Origin of the sequence: Caballeronia sp. LZ028, from assembly GCF_031451415.1 — a bacterium.
Taxonomy (GTDB): domain Bacteria; phylum Pseudomonadota; class Gammaproteobacteria; order Burkholderiales; family Burkholderiaceae; genus Caballeronia; species Caballeronia zhejiangensis.
Genome location: NZ_JARUXN010000004.1, coordinates 557623 through 573953, shown reverse-complemented (window position 1 = coordinate 573953; position 16331 = coordinate 557623). Strand labels below are relative to the sequence as shown.

Here is a 16331-nt window from a genome sequence, read left to right as displayed (position 1 = left end):
CCGCGCTCGTTGCGGGCATCGGGCGAAATGCTTCGCTCTCAGAAGTTTTTGGCCGATGCGCCGCGCGAGAAGCCCGCCGAGTCTTGAATACCGGCTGACCGCATCCTATGGTTATCAATGTGTCGATATGGACACATACTGAAGGAGGTCAACATGCCATCCCCACGCAAGGCTCAAGCGAGCCAACCCGCAGAAACGGAAATGTCGAGCCGCAAGAAAACGGCCGGCAGCAAGGCATCGCCCGCGAAGGCCGCAGGCGCGAAGGAAACGCAGGTCACGAAGCGCACCACCAAGGCCAAACCGAAAAGCTGAACGGTTCTCCTCGAGACCGCCCTCGTCATCGTGCGGGGGGCATTCGTTGTGGCTGTCCTTCGAATCGGCGGGCAAACGATCAAACGCCCGCCGATCGGCTCCCTTCCTCCTTCCTTCCGTCTCGCCGCGTGCCCTCGCAACTCGCCAAAAAAGCGCAATAATTGCCGGAGATAATGGCCGATTGCTAAAAAAAGGCGTATTTGTCTGACCGCGTTGGCCTAAAGTAGATATCCCGATTCCCTGAGCGAGCATGAAGATGGCCGTACCGCAACGCGCCGCCGGCGTGCGCAATCCAGGCATTCTTCTCTCGGCGGCCCGCGAGGCCGGCGCGAGCCTGGTGCGCAATCTCTCGATTCCGGCGCCGTTTTCCGATCCCGTCCTCGAAGCGCAGTTTCTCGAAGACCACAGCCAGCGCTTCTGCGCATTCCGGCGCGCGTCGACGCTGCTCGCGCTTGCCATCTGGACGTGCTTCCTCTGGTGGGACTTCAGCTTCGCGCGGGGCAACCGCGCGCTCGATTCGCGCCTGCCCGACATCCTCGCGCTGCGCTTCGCCGGCATCGCGCTGCTGTTTTTTGTCGGCGTGCTGGTGCTGCGGCCGTCGTTCCGCTCGCACGCCACCGCGCAACGCATCATTCTGACGGGCATTTACGGGCTCTTGTGCCTGATCCTCGCAATGGTCGCGATCACGCCCGCGCCCTATAACTACACGCAGCATTTCATCGGGCTGTGCCTTGCGCTGTTCTTCCAGTTCAGTTTCTTTTATCTGCGCTCTCGCGTCGCGCTGACAGCGGGCATCATCACGCTGGCGTCGATCGTGGTGTTGCAGGTGACGATTCATCTGCTCAACCCCGAGGATTTCTTCGCGGGGCTCTTCTATATGTTCAACGTCGTGGTCGTGGGGCACGGCGTCTGCACGCACGCCGAGCGCGTCTCGCGCGAGCGCTATAGTTCGGAGCGCGCGCTGGCTTCCCTCAACGACGAATTGCGCACCGCGAATGTTTCGCTCGGCCGCAAGAATCGCGAGCTCGAAGTCTCCAAGAAGGATCAGGAGAACAAGACCAACGCGCTGCTCGCGCTGCGCGAACAGCAGATGATCGCCGCGCAGACCGCGAGCCGCGAGAAATCCAACTTTCTCGCCGCGGCGACGCACGATCTGCGTCAGCCGATGCACGCGCTCAATCTGTTCCTGCAGGCGGCGGCCGAGGCCATCCGCAACGGCGAATTCGATCAGGCCGAACGGCTCATCAACGAGTGCGGGCGTTCGTCCGTTATCCTCGCGCGGCTGCTGAACGCGGTGCTCGATCTCTCGCGGCTGGAATCAGGGCGCGTCGTGCCGCGCTATCACGTATTCGACGTGCGACAGATCGTCGAGGAAGCCGCCGAGCAGTTGCGTCCGTTCGCGATGAGCCGCGGCGTCGAATTGCGCCTGCGGCTGCCGAAGGACGATGTCGTCTGCGTGCGCAGCGACGCGCACTGGCTCGGGCGCGCCGTGGCCAATCTGGTGTCCAACGGGATCAAGTATGCAGATCAGAGCAAGACTTCGAAGCCGACCGTGATCGTCGGCGTGGTGCGTTCGCCGACGCGCGCGCGTATCGACGTACTGGATAACGGCATCGGCATTCCGGCCGATTATTTCGATGCGATTTTTCAGCCGTTCTTTCAGGTCGACAATCCCGAGCAAGATCGCGACAAGGGGCTGGGGCTCGGGCTGTCGATCGTCAATGCGGTGATGTCGATGCTCGATCAGCATCGCATCGAACTGAAGTCCACCGAAGGGCGCGGCTCGCGCTTTTCGCTCGAAATGCCGCTGTGCGGACCGTCGCCCGACACGCCGTCGGCGCGTGCGCCGGCGCGTTCCGAGGCGGCGGAAATGGCGCAGCTCAAGGGGCGTTATGTGTTGCTCGTCGAGGACGATGGGCTCGTGCGGGCGTCGACCGAAGCGCTGCTGTCGCAATGGGGCGTGCTTTATGACTCGGCGGCGAGCTTCGAGGAGTTCGAGACGATTCTCGGCGATATCGAGCGGTTTCCGGATCTCATCATTACCGACTTTCGACTGCGTGATGCCAAGACCGCGCGGGAAGTGGCGATGCTCGGTGCGACGCGGCTTGGGCGGCCTTGTCCTTGTCTCGTCGTTACCGGTGAACCGGCCGCGTGTATCGTGCCGCTCGCGTGTGAGCAGGACGTGCTTTCCAAGCCCGTTAGTCCTGGGGAATTGCGGCGTGGGATGCTTGCTTTGATTGCTGGTTTTTGTGACTCGGGTGCGTGAGTCTTTTTTTCGCCGGATCCCGGTTTCGCGTCGGTCTATTAGCACTGCCCCTGTGCGGGGCGGCACCTACTTTCTTTGCTGCTGCAAAGAAAGTAGGCAAAGAAAGCAGCTACTGATACGCCCGCGGTCACACGCAATTTGGGTAGTCCTCTCGTCCATCGTGGGCTGCCTAAAGAGTGCCCCCAAACACCCCATCGGGCTTGGCTCGCGCACGGTCTGTCACATCGCACCACACAACAAACTGGTTCAGCACCAAATAGCTCCGGCCCGCTTCGCGGCCGATGGGTCAATCGGGGATGCATGTGCTCCGCTACTAACGTCTCCATCTCACTGCAAGTGCCGCACGTTGGTTTCCCTTGCATACCCGGCGGCAGCGCGTAGCGCTGTGCCGAAGCTCTTTCGTGCTGAACCAGCGCGCTCAACGTATTCGGGCGGCGGACCGTGCGCGATCCAAGTCCCGTTATTGTGATGAGGGCACTCTTTAGGCGAGTGCCGCCTGGGACGAGAGGACTACCCAAATTGCGTGTGACCGCGGGCCTGAAAAGCTGCTTTCTTTGCTTACTTTCTTTGCAGCAGCAAAGAAAGTGAGTGCCGCCCCGCACAGGGGCAACGCTAATAGACCGACGCCAATACGGGATCCGGCGAAAAAAAACCTCACCCTCGCAACCGCCCCCCCAACCAAGCCCGCAACGCCTCAACCTCCTCCATACAAACCGAATGCGCCATAGGATAGGCATGCCATTCGACCTCACACCCTTGCCCGCGAGCGAATTCGCACGCCTGCTCACCGAGAGCCACATTGAGCACATCATCGAAGCTCCCATGCGCGGCAAAGATGGGAACCGATCGGTTCGCTTCGGAAAGCGATTCATCGATTAGCCCTTCGGAAGGAATGTAGCCCGACAGCACGATCAACCCAGCGAGCTTCTCGGGATGAGTGAGCCCCGCCTGATAGGTCATCGCACCGCCCTGCGAAAATCCCGCGACAAAAATGCGCTCACTGGGGATTCCCCGCGCGTTCTGCGCCTCGATAAGCGCCCGCACGCGCCCGACCGAAGCGACGATGCCCGCCTCGTCCACGCGCCGGTTGATGCCCTCGAACGACAGAATGTCGTACCACGCGCGCATCACATAGCCGTTATTCGCCGTCACGGCGATCTCCGGCGCGTTCGGAAACACGAAGCGGATCGCGGGCGCATCGGCGAGACGCAATTCGGGCACGAGCGGCACGAAGTCGTTGGCATCGGCGCCGAGGCCGTGCATCAGGATCACGGCGAATTTGGGATTCGGCGCGGTTTCGATCTCGATGGTCGAAGCTTGATCGGTCATTGCCCTTCACTCCTCGTCAGATGATGGGAACGAGAATCTGCACGATGCCCACGACCGACACCAGCCACACCAGCGAGCGCACGAACGGCACGCCGGCAGCGTAGAGCGGCACGTAGACCAGACGCGCGACGAAATACGCAAGCGCGCCATAGTGCGTGAGCGTGTTCTCGCGCCCCGTGACGTGCACGATCAGCACCGCAATGGCGAAAATCGGCAGCGTCTCGAACAGATTCGACTGCGCCCGCATCAGCCGTCCGGAAAGCTTGCCGGGCGGCGGCGTGGCGGCATCGCGCGGGCCGGCCTGGTATCTGATGCCGACTTCGCGGTTGCGCACGACCGCAGGGAGCAACACTTGCACCAGCGCGAGCACGAGCGTCCAGGCAAGCATCGTCAGTTCGAAACTCATGGCGTCTCCACAGTAAGAAATAGCCACGGCGGACCGCGCCCATGATGCCACCGCGATCCGCCAGCGTGTAGTCTTGAACGTGATCCCCTACGAGTCCTTCATCCATGCATGCGATGACCCTTCGTCTGTCGCCCGGCGACGATCTGCGCGCCGCGCTCGATCATGCCTTCCGCGCGCACGCGCTCTCCGCCGCGTTCGTCCTTCAGGGCATCGGCAGCCTGAACGTCGCGCGTCTGCGCTACGCGGGCCGCGACGAAGCCGTTGAATTGCGCGGCGATCTCGAAATCGTCACGCTCGCCGGCACGCTGTCAGCGCAAGGCCCGCACCTGCACATGAGCATCGCCGATGCCGATGGCCGCGTCTCCGGCGGCCACGTCACGCCGGGCTGCATCGTGCGGACGACGGCGGAGATCATCGTCGCGCATCTGCCCGGCGAAGGTTACACGCGTGAGCACGATGCCGCGACGGGCTTCGCCGAACTCGTCATCCGGGCGACGTGACAGCATCCGTCGGTTGCGCGACGCCGAGCGCGAGATCGTGGCGCGCGATCATCTCGAATGCTTCGGTCGTCTCCGAATAGTCCCAGCGTTCGACCGTCGCGCGACGCCCGTCGCCATTGCCAACGCTTGCGTCGTGGCGGATCACGTTCACCGAATTGTCGATCGTGCCGCGCGTGCGCGACGACAGCGCCGTGCCCGCCTGCACCGCCCACATGCGGCGCGTGAGTCCCGCGAAGGTATCGTGCAGCGGCAACACGTAGGGCAGATGAATATGCCCGCCGAGAATCAGGTCCGCGCCCGCACGCGCCCAGCGCGGCACCGCGCGCTCGCGTCCGTGCAGCAGATTCTTTTCGTCCTGAGTGCGCGTGACGGCCACCGGCTGATGCGTGACCACGACGCGCAACTGCGCCGCGCTCGCCGCCTCCAGCCGCGCGGCGACGCGCCTCACCTGCTGCATCGACACTTCGCCGTCCTTGTGACGATACGCCCGCGTCGTGTTCACGCCGAGCACGAGCAACCCCGCCGAATCGAACGCCGGTTCGAGATCGGCGCCGAACGCGCGCTGATGATTCGCGTACGGATAACACAGCCGCGCGAGCGGATCGAAAAGCGGAATGTCGTGATTGCCGGGGATGACGAGCGTCGGCGTCGCGCCGAGCGCATCGACGAACGCGCGCGCCGACGCGAACTGCCGCTTGCGCGCGCGCTGGGTGATATCGCCGGACAGCACGACGAGATCGGGAGCGAGCGCATCGGCGAGCCGCAGGAGCGCTGCGACCACCGGCGGCCGCTCGGTGCCGAAATGCGTATCGGAAATCTGCAACAGCAAGGTCATGAGCGATTGGCTTCGGCCACTGTCGGCTCAGGCTTGAGCAGGAAAAGCGGTTTGTCGGACACGCGAAATTCCAGCGGCATCTGCAGTTTCGCGACCTCGCCATCCGTCGCGATCTTGACGAGTCTGCGCTTCTTCGACGGATGCGTCACCGTGATGCGCTCGAACGTGAAGCTCACGACGTGATCGGAATCCGACAGACGCCCCGCCGCGCCGTGCAGCGACAGCCACAGATGCATGAGCCGTCCGACCGGCCGCGGCGCAATCGCGACGAGCAAGCCCTGTTCCAGCGCGCGCGCTTCGTCCGGCATGCCGATCTGCTCCATCTGCAGGCGGTTGTTGCCGACGAAGAGCGTCGACGAGCGAATTTCGGTCGTGCTGCCATCGTGATCGATATGCAGACGCAAATGGCGATGCGGCTTGAGCATCGTGGAAAGCGCCGACCAGAGCGCGACGAGCCGGCTGCGCCCGAATTGCCGCTTATAGATTTCGCGATCTTCGAGCAAGCGCGGATAAAGCCCGAGGCTCGCGTTGACGAGAAACATGCGCGCGTTCACGAAGCCGACCTGCACCGGATAGGCGCGCGCGTCGAGCAGAAGTTTCGTCGATTGCTCGAGATCGGCGGGAATGCCGTGGTCGCGGCTGAAGTAGTTGAACGTGCCGCGCGGCAGCACCGCGAACGGGCAGCCGGCGTCGTGCGCCGCGTGCGCGACCGTGCAAAGCGTGCCGTCGCCGCCCGCGCCGACGAGCACGCCGCCCGCTTGGCACGCCGCCGCCGCGGTTTCGCGCGCGACGTCCGCGAGACCGCGCGGATCGTCGACGACGCGCAATTCGAAACGTCGCCCGGCCGCGCCGAGTTCGCTTTCGAGCAGGCTGCGGGTCGCGTCGGACTGACGGCGTCCCGAGCCCGCGTTCATCACGATGAAGAACGGCGCGTCGGCGGCGAGCGTTTTTGCGGTGTCGGCGGATGGAGATGCGGATGCGGCAGTCGGTGTCATCGGCGGCGCTCCCTCGATGCTCCGCGCGCGCGGATCGCGCACGACGAGCGTGGCTCCGCGCTCATAGGCGAAGCCTGCCGATTATAACGAAATGCTTACAGCCGGATCGCCGGCAATCAAGTGTGCTCGCCGCGAATGTAGTACTCGAGCTGCTGGATGGTGTACTGCTGCTCGGCCATGATGTTCTTCACCAGATCGCCGATGGAGATCATGCCGATGAGCTTGCCGTTGTCGATCACCGGCAAGTGACGCATGCGCTTGTCGGTCATGAGCGCCATGCAGTCGTCGGTGGTCTGGTCGGGGCGCACGTAGCGCACGTGCGACGTCATGATGTCGCGCACCGGCGTGTGCTTCGAGACGCGGTCCATCAGGACGACTTTGCGCGCATAGTCGCGCTCGGTCATGATGCCCACGATCTCGTCGCCTTCGGTGACGATCACCGCACCGATGTGCTTGTCGGCCATCAGCTTGATTGCATCGAAGACCGACGCCGTGGCTGGAACGGTAAAGACCGTCTGGTCGGGTTTCGAATTCAGAACCTGTGCGACTGTTGCCATCGAGCGCCTCCGTTATGAGCGGGGAACGTTGTTGCGCCTGGGCGACGGGTAATCTTGCGCCTGTATGCAGCGTAAAGCCTCGCGCGCGATGCCTTCATCGGCATTAACCCGACCATTCAAAAAAAGTATAGATCACCGGCGCCGCGCGAGACGTGCGCCGCGCGTTTCATCTCGCGCGTCGTCACGCATGCCTTCAGTTTCGCCGATTAATGCCGCTAATCAGGCATCTGGTGGAAAGTGAAGCCACCGGCAAACACACGAAGGCATCGCTTAGAGGGAGAACGAGGTGAGCAGTTCACAACAGGATATCGAGCAGCGCGTGCGGCTCGCGGGCAGCAACATGTTCGAGTTGCTTCTGTTCAGGCTCGGCGAGTCGCCGGGCTCGGAGCAACGGGAGCTGTACGGCATCAACGTGTTCAAGGTGCGCGAGATTCTCGCGATGCCGACGATCACCGCCGTCGCCGGTTCGAGCGAGGAGATTCTCGGCGTCGCGGATATCCGCGGCCAGATCATTCCCGTGATCGATCTCGCGCGCATCACCGGCTGCCGGCCGAAAAACGGTCCGAAAATTCTGCTCGTCACCGAATTCGCGCGCACGACGCAAGGCTTCGCGGTCGAGGAAGTCGACGATATCGTGCGGCTCGAGTGGAATCAGGTGCTGTCGGCGGAATCGCACTCGGGCGGCAAGACCGTGACGAGTTTCGCGCGGCTCGATGGCAACGTCGACGGCTCGCGGCTCGCGCAGGTGCTCGACGTCGAGCGCATCGTGCGTGATGTGCTGCCGTCGCAGGAAACGGATATCACCGAGGCCAACACCGGTCGGCTGCAGCTCAAGCCGGGCGCGCGCGTGCTTGCGGCAGACGATTCGGGCGTCGCGCGGGCGCTCATCGAGCAAAGTCTCACGGCGATGGGCGTGCCCTTCGTGATGACCAAAACCGGCCAGGAAGCGTGGGACGTACTGGAAGCGGCGCTCAGAAAGGCGGAGAAGGACGGCACCGAGGTCGCGGATCACATCGCGCTCGTGCTCACCGATCTGGAAATGCCCGAAATGGACGGTTTCACCCTCACGCGCCGCATCAAGGCGGAGACCGGGCTGATGCACATTCCGGTGGTGATTCACTCGTCGCTGTCGGGATCGGCGAACGAGCAGCATGTACGCAAGGTCGGTGCGAACGCGTATGTGTCGAAGTTCGAGGCGTCGGAGCTCGCGAACGTGATGCGCGGCGCGCTCGCGGCCTGAAACGCGTTCGGCGCGCGCAACGCAGACCTTTTTAGCCTGCGCGGCGCGCGCCGAATCAGTCTTTCAGCCTGTCGGCCCGGCGGATGAGCCGGGCTGGCCGAACCGGTTATTGACCGAAGAAGACGGACTGAGCCTTGTTGGCCGATTGCGTGCGGGTGCCCGACTGAGCCAGCGCGTCGCGCGAGCCGCCGAAAGCGGTCGTGCTCGTGCCGTTCGCGTTTTCTTCGGCGGCGATCGCTTGTGCGCTCGGACCTTGTTGCGACGTCGGCGCGCCCACAGCCGGACGGTAGAACGGAGCCGGACCGTAGCCGCTTGCAAAAGCGGGAGCGGCGAGCGTGGCGGTAGCGGCGATCAGAAGAGTAGCGAGAAGATTGCGTTTCATGGTGTGAGCTCCAAAGACGGTTGACGTTCAATCAGAAAGCGCCGCAGCGGTCTTGCGAGAAACTGTCTGCTACGTCGATGGAATGCAGTGTATACCCCTACTATCGATTTTTTATCTCCATAAATTTCAATTCAGTTTTCGGTATGGACCAACAATAGTTGGCCGCACGATCGTTCAAAATCGTCCTAAACGTCCGCCTGGCGGGCGATTGCGCGTGTTGACAAGCGGCGCGCTCGGCTGCTTCGTTTAGCGGGGAACGAACAATTATTTAGCGCACGGGCGTGCGAATTTCCCGCTAGCGCGAACGACATCCCGCGTTATCTCAGTGAACGAGCCGTCCGATCAGGCGGAGCAGTTCCGTGGGCGGGTTGCCCTTCTGGCAATAACCGTCGAATCCGGAATGCATGCCCTCCGCCCGCACGATGTCCTCACCGAGCGCCGTGAACGCGATGATCACCGCGTCGCGCGTGCGGGCGATACGGCGAAGCACGCGCGCGGTTGCGAAACCGTCGTGTTCCGGCATCGTGATATCGAGAATGACGATGTGCGGCACCCAGTTGTCGATCGTATGGAGCGCATCGACGCCGGACAACGCAAAACGCGTGTCGAAGCCCTCCGCTTCGAGCGCGGCGCAAAGCGCTTCGGCGCTATGGGCGTTGTCGTCGACGATGAGGATGCGCCACGAATCGCGGTCGACATCGACGCTGCGATTCGTCCAAAGCGCGCAATGAGGAGAATGCAAGTACAGGGGCATGGGCGTTCGACGGAAACATACGACTGCCCAACAGCATGTTTCGCGCCCGCCCGCCGCCAAGCTCAGGCGTCGCCGCTCTTCCGGCTTTTGCGACGCTTTCCCGACGCGCTTTCGCTCTCGCGCAGCCGCGCATTCGCCTCGACGAGCGATGCCGCGTCGCGCTGGCGCAACGCGACATCCAGTTCTCCGAGCGCCCCGAACAGCGCGGACTGCTCCGTCTCGTCGAGCGGCGCGCCGCCGGGTTCGGATACGCGCCGCGCTTCCTTGTCGAGCCGCTTGAGGAGCTTCGCGCCGAAGCGCGTATCGATCGCGCCTTCGCGCGCCAGTCCCGCAATCACCGACGCCAGGCGAACCAGCCCGTTCGCGGTGGTTTGCGTCGCCCCGTCCATGTCGTCATGGTCTTCCACTGCCTTCTCCCCAGTTTCGCGCGCGGCGCCTCGCGTGCGCCCGTCTTGCGTGGCGCGATGATACGCCGACAAAATGACAGTCATATTTGCACGGCGCACCGCGTTCGTGGCCATCGTTTCGCTCGCGTTCACGCGATACGATCGCGATCCGGGGCGCGACCGATGGCACACTAGCGCGTGGCGACGCGCATGCCAGAAGCGTCGGGGCCGCGTCATCCGCCGACACGCCGACATACTCAGAATGTAACCGAACGCCCGCATGAATCCCGCTACCCTGCAAAGACCGCCTTACGGCTCCGACTTTTCCGGCCTCGTCTGCGGTTTCCGATTTCATGCCGATCTGCCCGGCGTGCCGATCGATGCCGAAGCCGCAAGCGAATGGCTCGCCCGCGACGACACGCCCAAGGAATTCGTCTGGCTGCACTTCGATCTCGCGAACAGTTCGTGCGAACGGTGGATGCGCGGCCGCCTCGGCCTGCCCGACGCGTTCTTCGACACGCTCAACGAAGGCTCGCATTCGACGCGCATCGAGCATCAGGAAGGCGCGCTCCTCGCCGTCATCAACGATGTGATGTTCAACTTCGAGCTGACGCCCTCGGAGATCGCGACGCTGTGGGTCTACACGCATCAGAAGCTGATCGTGACGGCGCGGCTCAAGCCCTTGCGATCGGTCGATTCGCTGCGCGAGTCGGTTAGACGCGGCGAAATTTTCCGTTCGCCCGCCGAGTTGCTCGCGCATCTGTTGCGCGATCAGGCGGATCTGCTCGTGCATATCGTGCGGCGCACGAGCGTCGAGGTCGACGGCATCGAAGACCGTTTCCTGTCGATGCGCGGCGCCGCGACCCGCACCGATCTCGGCGGACTGCGGCGCGTGCTCGTCCGGCTGCAGCGCCTGCTCGCGCCCGAACCCGGCTCCGTGTTCCGGCTGCTCGCGCGGCCGCCGCGCTGGCTGCATTCGCAGGACATTCAGGACCTTCGCGACGCGACCGAAGAGTTCTCGCTCGTGCTCAACGATCTCGCCGGGCTCGTCGAGCGCATCAAGCTCCTGCAGGAAGAAGTCGCGACGCGCATGGACGAGCAAAGCAACCGCACGCTCTTCACGCTGACGCTCGTGACCGTGCTCGCGCTGCCGATCAATATCGTCGCGGGTTTCTTCGGCATGAACGTCGGCGGCATTCCGCTCGCGGAAAATCACCACGGCTTCTGGCTGCTCGTGGCGATCGTCGCGACCTTCACCGCGCTCGCCGGATGGTGGGCGTTCCGGCGACGACGCGATATGTAGCCGCCCCCGAAGTCAGAAGCCCAGGTCGCTCAGGCCCGGATGATCGTCGGGCCGGCGACCGAGCGGCCAATGATATTTGCGGTCCGCTTCCTTGATCGGCAGATCGTTGATCGAGGCGTGACGGTGCGTCATCAATCCCGCTTCGTTGAATTCCCAGTTTTCATTGCCGTAGCTGCGATACCAGTTGTTCGCGTCGTCGTGCCATTCGTACGCGAAACGCACCGCGATGCGATTGCCCGTGTACGCCCACAATTCCTTGATAAGCCGATAGTCGAGTTCGCGCGCCCATTTGCGACGCAGAAACGCGACGACTTCCTCACGCCCGTTCGCGAATTCGGCGCGATTGCGCCAGCGCGTGTCCACGCTATACGCGAGCGATACGCGCTCCGGATCGCGCGTGTTCCAGCCGTCTTCGGCGAGACGGACTTTCAGCTTGGCGGATGCTTCATCGAACGGCGGAAACGGCGGCTTGGATTCCATGGCGAGTCCTCTTTGCTCTAAGCGATGAGATGAGTAGACAGGTCTGTCTACCCGACGCACTCTAGCGCAGGTAGACGAACCTGTCTACAATCGATTGCATGAATACTTCCGCAATCTCCAGCGATTTCTCCGAGCTCGCGCCGGACGCGCGCATCCTGTACACCGCGCACGATCTCTTCTACCGCGATGGCATTCGCGCAACGGGCATCGATCGCGTGATCGCCGAATCGGGCGTCGCGAAGAAGACGTTCTATCGCTATTTCCCGAGCAAGGACGATCTGATCGTCGCGTTCCTCACGTTTCGTCACGATAACTGGATGGCATGGTTCCGCGACGCGCTCGCTCGCCACGGCGGAACGCTCAACGCGCTCGTGCCCGCGCTCGCCGAATGGTTCGGCAGCGAGAATTATCGTGGCTGCGCGTTCATCAATTCGGTCGTCGAAGTCGGCGCGACGCTGCCGCAGGCCATCGATATTTCACGTCGCCACAAGCGTGACATGACCGCGGCGATCCGCGCGCTGATGCCGGCTTCGCGCACCGCCAAAGCCGATGCACAAGCGCTCGCGCTCGCCGTGGATGGCGCGATCGTCGCCGCGCAATTCGCCGATTCGCCCGCCGATGCATTGAAGGCGCTCGCACGCGTCGTTCGCGCGGTCCGGCGCGGCGCAGCCGAGTAGCGCGATGAACGGCTTCATGCCTGCGCGACCTGCATGGGCGCCATTGCGTGCTCGATCACATCGGCGAGCTTCGCGAAATTCGGCGCGATGTCATGATTCGGCACGCACGCGTAGCCAAGCATCAAACCGCGCAACGCCTCGTCGCGGTTCATGAAGTAATTGACCAGTGGGCGCGTGACGACGCCGGCCGCCAGCGCATCGGCGGCGACCGCGCGATCGTCGACGAACTGCGGCAGTTCGAGCACGAAATGCAGTCCGGCTTCGTCGCCGCGCACGGCGAGCGTATCGCCGAAACGCGCGCGGATCGCGTTGATCAGCAATTCGCGACGCTCGCCGTACAGTCCGCGCATGCGCCGCACATGCGACGTCAAATGCCCGTCGAGAATGAACTCGGTCAGCACCGCCTGCTGCATCAGTTGCCCTTCGCGATACAGTTCCGCCACGCCGATGCGAAACGTTTCGACAAGCTCCTCCGGCACGACCATGTAACCCATGCGCAAGCCGGGATAAAGCATCTTGCCGAGACTGCCGACATAGATCACCTGCCCCGCGTCGTCGAGTCCCTGCAACGACGAAAGCGGCCGGCTGCCGTAGCGGAACTCGCTGTCGTAATCGTCCTCGATGATCCACACCTTGTGCTGGCGCGCGAACTCGAGCAGCGCGCGACGCCGCGCGAGACTCATCACCATGCCGAGCGGATATTGATGCGACGGCGTCACGAGCGCGATCCGCGGCGGCTCGGTCATGTCGCGCGCGGCCGGATTGAGCCCTTCCTCGTCGACGGGAATCGGCACGAGCGTCAGCCCCGACGATTGCAGCACGCTGCGCGCGCCCCAGTAGCACGGCTCCTCGACCCACGTGCGATCGCCGAAATCGGTGAGCAGGCGCACGGCGAGATCGATCGACTGATGAATGCCGGTCGTGATGATGATCTGGTCTGGCTGACACTTCACGGAGCGCGCGACGCGCAAATAATCCGACAACGCGCGCCGCAGCGGACGATAGCCGCCGCCCGGCGCATACGTCAGCAGATCGGGGTTCGCGCGCTTCCATAGACGCGCCTGCAAGCGGCTCCATGTGCGTGCCGGAAACTCGGCGACGTCCGGCACGCCGGGCATGAACGCGCCCCACTGTTTCGGCGACACGCCCGCCTGCGCGATCAGGCGCTCGCCGCGCCGCGAGATCGTGCACGACGCCTTCGTTTCCTCGGCTTTCGCTTTCTTCGCGACGCCATCGCGCGGCGCGGTGTCGGCGACATACGTGCCGCTGCCGGTCGTCGAATTCACATAGCCTTCGGCCGTGAGCTGATCGTAGACATGCAGGACGGTATTGCGCGCGATGCCGAGATCGATCGCGAGCGTGCGCGAACTCGGCAACTTCGTGCCCGGCGCGAGCTGGCTCGTGAGAATGGCCTGCTGCATCAGTTCGAGCACTTGCCGGTACATCGGCTCGGCGGCCGTGCGATCGAGCCGCGCGCTCAGCCAGTCGGCCAGGATGATCGTATCCACGGTATCTCCCATCGCATGAAAACCACTATTCCGGTCACCCTCAAGTGGTTCTATTTTGAATATTGAAATGGCTCCACATTGTAGAACCGTGGCGGGCTATAGTTATCGCAGGTAGTGGGAATAATTTCCGCACGTCGGCAGCCGTCCGGCAGTAGGCAACAGGGTTTTTCTGAAGGAGACACGGACAGATGAAATCCGATCAGGTGATCGTCAGTTTTCGCGGCGTTCGAAAGACGTACGACGGCGAAACGCTCGTCGTCAAATCGCTCGATCTCGACATCTATCAGGGCGAATTTCTCACGCTGCTCGGGCCATCCGGCTCGGGCAAGACGACCTGTCTCATGATGCTCGCCGGCTTCGAGTTCCCGACCGGCGGCGAGATCTGGCTCGACGGCAAGTTGCTCAACAAAGTGCCGCCGCACAAGCGCGACATCGGCATGGTGTTTCAGAACTACGCGCTCTTTCCGCATCTTTCGGTGCAGCAGAACGTCGAATATCCGCTGACCGTTCGGAAGATGTCCGCCGAAGAGCGCGCGCATCGCGTGAACAACGCGCTCAAGATGGTTCGCATGGAGAGCTTCGCGAAGCGTTATCCGGCGCAGCTTTCCGGCGGGCAGCAGCAGCGTATCGCGCTCGCCCGCGCGCTCGTGTTCGAACCCAAGCTCGTGCTGATGGACGAACCCCTCGGCGCGCTCGACAAGCAGTTGCGCGAGCACATGCAGATCGAACTCAAGGCGCTGCACGAGAAGCTCGGCGTCACGTTCGTCTACGTCACGCACGATCAGGGCGAAGCGCTCACCATGTCCGACCGCGTCGCCGTATTCGACAAGGGCATCGTGCAGCAGCTCGACACCGTCGATCATCTGTATGAAGCGCCGTGCAACGAGTTCGTCGCGAACTTCATCGGCGACAGTAACCGGCTGCGCGGGACCATCGAACAGATTCAGGGCGAGTTCTGCGAGATCCGTTTAGCCGACGGCACGCGCGTGTCCGGGCTCAATGTCGCGAACGCGAAGCCCGGCGCGGAAGCGATTGCGTGCATCCGGCCCGAACGCATGAAGCTCACGGATCTCACGCAAGGCAACGGCCATGCGAACGGCAACATCAACGCGCTGTCCGGCGAAGCGAAAAGCCTCATCTATTTCGGCGACCACGTTCGCATGCGCTGCGGCGTGCGCGAACAGGACGAATGCTTCGTCAAGGTGCCGCTCGGCACGCCGGCGCTCGACGGCTTCACGCCCGGCGCGCCCGTCGCGCTCGAATTCGCGCCCGAGCATCTGCGCGTGTTCGCCTGAACTTCCCAACCGTAGGTCCACTGACAAAACCAAGTCGAAGAAGAGAGGAAACCATCATGAAGAAGTTCGCTTTGTGTTCCATGGCGGCGGCGCTCGCATGCGCGTCGGCAGTGTCGGGCGCGGCGGAAATCACCGTCGTCAACTTCGGCGGCGCGAACGGCGACGCGCAGAAAGTCGCGTTCAACCAGCCCTTCGAGCAGTCGTCGAAGAACAAGGTCACGGCCGTCGAATACAACGGCGAGCAGGCCAAGGTCAAGGCGATGGTCGAAGCGAAGCACGTCAACTGGGACGTCGTCGAAGTGGAATCCGGCGATCTCGGCCGCGGCTGCGACGAAGGTCTCTATGAAAAGCTCGACTGGTCGAAGATCGCGAAGAAATCCGATCTCGTGCCCGAATCGCCGCAAACCTGCGGCGTCGGCTTCTTCGTGTGGTCCACCGCGCTCGCCTACAACGGCGACAAGCTGAAGACCGCTCCGGCCGGCTGGGCGGACTTCTGGGACACGAAGAAATTCCCCGGCAAGCGTGGCATGCGCAAGGGCGCGCGCTACAACCTCGAATTCGCGCTGATGGCCGACGGCGTCGCGCCGAAGGACGTCTACAAGGTGCTCGGCACCAAGGCGGGCGCGGATCGCGCATTCAAGAAGCTCGACGAACTCAAGCCGTCGATTCAGTGGTGGGAAGCGGGCGCGCAGCCGCCGCAATTCCTCGTCGCGGGCGATGTCGTGATGTCCACCGCGTACAACGGCCGTATCGACGCTGCGCGCAAGGAAGGCAAGAACCTGAAGGTCGTCTGGAACGGCAGCATCTACGACCTCGACTACTGGGCGATTCCGAAGGGCTCGCCGAACAAGGACGTCGCGCAGCAGTTCATCGCGTATTCGGTGTCGCAGAAGCCGCAGGAAATCTATGCGAAGAACATCGCGTACGGCCCGGTGAACAAGGCCGCGATCGCCGCGCTCGACGCGAAGACCAAGGCCGACATGCCGAACTCGCCTGAGAACGCGAAGAACGCCGTGCTGCAGGACATGGCGTTCTGGACCGATCACGGGGACGAGCTCGAGCAGCGCTTTACCGCGTGGGCGTCGAAGTAAGCACTGGCTGGCGCG

Annotated in this window: 18 protein-coding genes; 8 read left to right on the top strand and 10 right to left on the bottom strand. The window is 63.3% G+C overall.

The genetic code is table 11. The annotated features are described in order from the left end of the window. Window positions 1–153 precede the first annotated feature (153 nt). Window positions 154–312 (top strand): hypothetical protein, encoded by a 159-nt coding sequence (locus QCE58_RS25410; protein ID WP_160172890.1) that lies wholly within the window; start codon window positions 154–156, stop codon window positions 310–312. Between the two features lie 250 nt (window positions 313–562). After that, the gene (locus tag QCE58_RS25405) at window positions 563–2578 is read left to right on the top strand and encodes a hybrid sensor histidine kinase/response regulator (protein WP_241484858.1); all 2016 of its coding nucleotides are present in this window, start codon (window positions 563–565) and stop codon (window positions 2576–2578) included. Window positions 2579–3232: 654 nt separating this feature from the next. Here the strand turns inward: QCE58_RS25405 and QCE58_RS25400 are convergent. Together QCE58_RS25400 and QCE58_RS25395 are read right to left on the bottom strand one after the other, a co-directional pair. Further along, complete coding sequence (locus tag QCE58_RS25400) at window positions 3233–3907, bottom strand: alpha/beta hydrolase (protein ID WP_250521605.1); 675 nt, start codon at window positions 3905–3907, stop codon at window positions 3233–3235. A 16-nt stretch (window positions 3908–3923) separates the two neighbouring features. Continuing rightward, the gene (locus tag QCE58_RS25395) at window positions 3924–4313 is read right to left on the bottom strand and encodes an MAPEG family protein (RefSeq protein WP_175979206.1); all 390 of its coding nucleotides are present in this window, start codon (window positions 4311–4313) and stop codon (window positions 3924–3926) included. A 104-nt stretch (window positions 4314–4417) separates the two neighbouring features. On the opposite strand from QCE58_RS25395, the gene QCE58_RS25390 reads away from it, so the two are divergent. Then, window positions 4418–4813 carry a PPC domain-containing DNA-binding protein gene (locus QCE58_RS25390; protein ID WP_250460388.1) on the top strand — a complete coding sequence of 132 codons (396 nt, stop codon included), beginning with the start codon at window positions 4418–4420 and terminating at the stop codon, window positions 4811–4813. Here the strand turns inward: QCE58_RS25390 and QCE58_RS25385 are convergent. From QCE58_RS25385 to QCE58_RS25375, 3 genes are all read right to left on the bottom strand, one after another. After that, complete coding sequence (locus QCE58_RS25385; protein ID WP_008353615.1) at window positions 4797–5648, bottom strand: metallophosphoesterase; 852 nt, start codon at window positions 5646–5648, stop codon at window positions 4797–4799. The two genes, QCE58_RS25390 and QCE58_RS25385, sit on opposite strands and share 17 nt — an antisense overlap. Then, window positions 5645–6643 (bottom strand): diacylglycerol kinase family protein, encoded by a 999-nt coding sequence (locus QCE58_RS25380; protein ID WP_033537147.1) that lies wholly within the window; start codon window positions 6641–6643, stop codon window positions 5645–5647. Before QCE58_RS25380 ends, QCE58_RS25385 begins: the two co-directional genes overlap by 4 nt. A 116-nt stretch (window positions 6644–6759) precedes the next feature. Then, complete coding sequence (locus tag QCE58_RS25375) at window positions 6760–7200, bottom strand: CBS domain-containing protein (RefSeq protein WP_175979204.1); 441 nt, start codon at window positions 7198–7200, stop codon at window positions 6760–6762. 286 nt (window positions 7201–7486) lie between these two features. Between QCE58_RS25375 and QCE58_RS25370 the strand changes: the two genes are divergently transcribed. Beyond that, window positions 7487–8440 (top strand): chemotaxis protein, encoded by a 954-nt coding sequence (locus QCE58_RS25370; RefSeq protein ID WP_008353618.1) that lies wholly within the window; start codon window positions 7487–7489, stop codon window positions 8438–8440. Window positions 8441–8546: 106 nt separating this feature from the next. Here QCE58_RS25370 and QCE58_RS25365 read toward each other — a convergent pair whose 3' ends face one another. From QCE58_RS25365 to QCE58_RS25355, 3 genes are all read right to left on the bottom strand, one after another. Beyond that, window positions 8547–8822, bottom strand: a complete 276-nt coding sequence (locus tag QCE58_RS25365; protein WP_008353619.1) for a hypothetical protein — start codon at window positions 8820–8822, stop codon at window positions 8547–8549. 322 nt (window positions 8823–9144) lie between these two features. After that, window positions 9145–9576, bottom strand: a complete 432-nt coding sequence (locus QCE58_RS25360; protein ID WP_008353620.1) for a response regulator — start codon at window positions 9574–9576, stop codon at window positions 9145–9147. A gap of 62 nt (window positions 9577–9638) precedes the next feature. Continuing rightward, on the bottom strand, window positions 9639–9983 hold the full coding sequence (locus tag QCE58_RS25355) for a hypothetical protein (protein WP_033537148.1): 345 nt from the start codon (window positions 9981–9983) through the stop codon (window positions 9639–9641). Between the two features lie 259 nt (window positions 9984–10242). Here QCE58_RS25355 and QCE58_RS25350 point away from each other — a divergent pair, with 259 nt between their 5' ends. Further along, a complete protein-coding gene (locus QCE58_RS25350; protein WP_008353624.1) occupies window positions 10243–11265 on the top strand; it encodes a transporter in 1023 nt (340 codons plus the stop codon). A gap of 12 nt (window positions 11266–11277) precedes the next feature. Here QCE58_RS25350 and QCE58_RS25345 read toward each other — a convergent pair whose 3' ends face one another. Then, window positions 11278–11745 carry a nuclear transport factor 2 family protein gene (locus tag QCE58_RS25345; protein WP_008353625.1) on the bottom strand — a complete coding sequence of 156 codons (468 nt, stop codon included), beginning with the start codon at window positions 11743–11745 and terminating at the stop codon, window positions 11278–11280. A 98-nt stretch (window positions 11746–11843) separates the two neighbouring features. Between QCE58_RS25345 and QCE58_RS25340 the strand changes: the two genes are divergently transcribed. Beyond that, the gene (locus QCE58_RS25340) at window positions 11844–12422 is read left to right on the top strand and encodes a TetR/AcrR family transcriptional regulator (protein WP_008353626.1); all 579 of its coding nucleotides are present in this window, start codon (window positions 11844–11846) and stop codon (window positions 12420–12422) included. 14 nt (window positions 12423–12436) lie between these two features. On the opposite strand, the gene QCE58_RS25335 is transcribed toward QCE58_RS25340, so the two are convergent. Further along, the gene (locus QCE58_RS25335) at window positions 12437–13930 is read right to left on the bottom strand and encodes a PLP-dependent aminotransferase family protein (RefSeq protein WP_250521604.1); all 1494 of its coding nucleotides are present in this window, start codon (window positions 13928–13930) and stop codon (window positions 12437–12439) included. Window positions 13931–14118: 188 nt separating this feature from the next. Between QCE58_RS25335 and QCE58_RS25330 the strand changes: the two genes are divergently transcribed. Together QCE58_RS25330 and QCE58_RS25325 are read left to right on the top strand one after the other, a co-directional pair. Next, complete coding sequence (locus tag QCE58_RS25330; RefSeq protein WP_008353628.1) at window positions 14119–15225, top strand: ABC transporter ATP-binding protein; 1107 nt, start codon at window positions 14119–14121, stop codon at window positions 15223–15225. 56 nt (window positions 15226–15281) lie between these two features. Further along, window positions 15282–16316: an ABC transporter substrate-binding protein gene (locus QCE58_RS25325; protein ID WP_250521603.1), complete on the top strand. Its 1035-nt coding sequence runs from the start codon at window positions 15282–15284 to the stop codon at window positions 16314–16316. Window positions 16317–16331: the final 15 nt, after the last annotated feature.

What these genes read in the sequence shown, in the direction of transcription:
- QCE58_RS25410 (WP_160172890.1), top strand. Translation starts at nt 154, where the DNA reads ATGCCATCCCCACGCAAGGCTCAAGCGAGCCAACCCGCAGAAACGGAA.
- QCE58_RS25405 (WP_241484858.1), top strand. Translation starts at nt 563, where the DNA reads ATGAAGATGGCCGTACCGCAACGCGCCGCCGGCGTGCGCAATCCAGGC.
- QCE58_RS25400 (WP_250521605.1), bottom strand. Translation starts at nt 3,907, where the DNA reads ATGACCGATCAAGCTTCGACCATCGAGATCGAAACCGCGCCGAATCCC.
- QCE58_RS25395 (WP_175979206.1), bottom strand. Translation starts at nt 4,313, where the DNA reads ATGAGTTTCGAACTGACGATGCTTGCCTGGACGCTCGTGCTCGCGCTG.
- QCE58_RS25390 (WP_250460388.1), top strand. Translation starts at nt 4,418, where the DNA reads ATGCATGCGATGACCCTTCGTCTGTCGCCCGGCGACGATCTGCGCGCC.
- QCE58_RS25385 (WP_008353615.1), bottom strand. Translation starts at nt 5,648, where the DNA reads ATGACCTTGCTGTTGCAGATTTCCGATACGCATTTCGGCACCGAGCGG.
- QCE58_RS25380 (WP_033537147.1), bottom strand. Translation starts at nt 6,643, where the DNA reads ATGACACCGACTGCCGCATCCGCATCTCCATCCGCCGACACCGCAAAA.
- QCE58_RS25375 (WP_175979204.1), bottom strand. Translation starts at nt 7,200, where the DNA reads ATGGCAACAGTCGCACAGGTTCTGAATTCGAAACCCGACCAGACGGTC.
- QCE58_RS25365 (WP_008353619.1), bottom strand. Translation starts at nt 8,822, where the DNA reads ATGAAACGCAATCTTCTCGCTACTCTTCTGATCGCCGCTACCGCCACG.
- QCE58_RS25360 (WP_008353620.1), bottom strand. Translation starts at nt 9,576, where the DNA reads ATGCCCCTGTACTTGCATTCTCCTCATTGCGCGCTTTGGACGAATCGC.
- QCE58_RS25350 (WP_008353624.1), top strand. Translation starts at nt 10,243, where the DNA reads ATGAATCCCGCTACCCTGCAAAGACCGCCTTACGGCTCCGACTTTTCC.
- QCE58_RS25345 (WP_008353625.1), bottom strand. Translation starts at nt 11,745, where the DNA reads ATGGAATCCAAGCCGCCGTTTCCGCCGTTCGATGAAGCATCCGCCAAG.
- QCE58_RS25340 (WP_008353626.1), top strand. Translation starts at nt 11,844, where the DNA reads ATGAATACTTCCGCAATCTCCAGCGATTTCTCCGAGCTCGCGCCGGAC.
- QCE58_RS25330 (WP_008353628.1), top strand. Translation starts at nt 14,119, where the DNA reads ATGAAATCCGATCAGGTGATCGTCAGTTTTCGCGGCGTTCGAAAGACG.
- QCE58_RS25325 (WP_250521603.1), top strand. Translation starts at nt 15,282, where the DNA reads ATGAAGAAGTTCGCTTTGTGTTCCATGGCGGCGGCGCTCGCATGCGCG.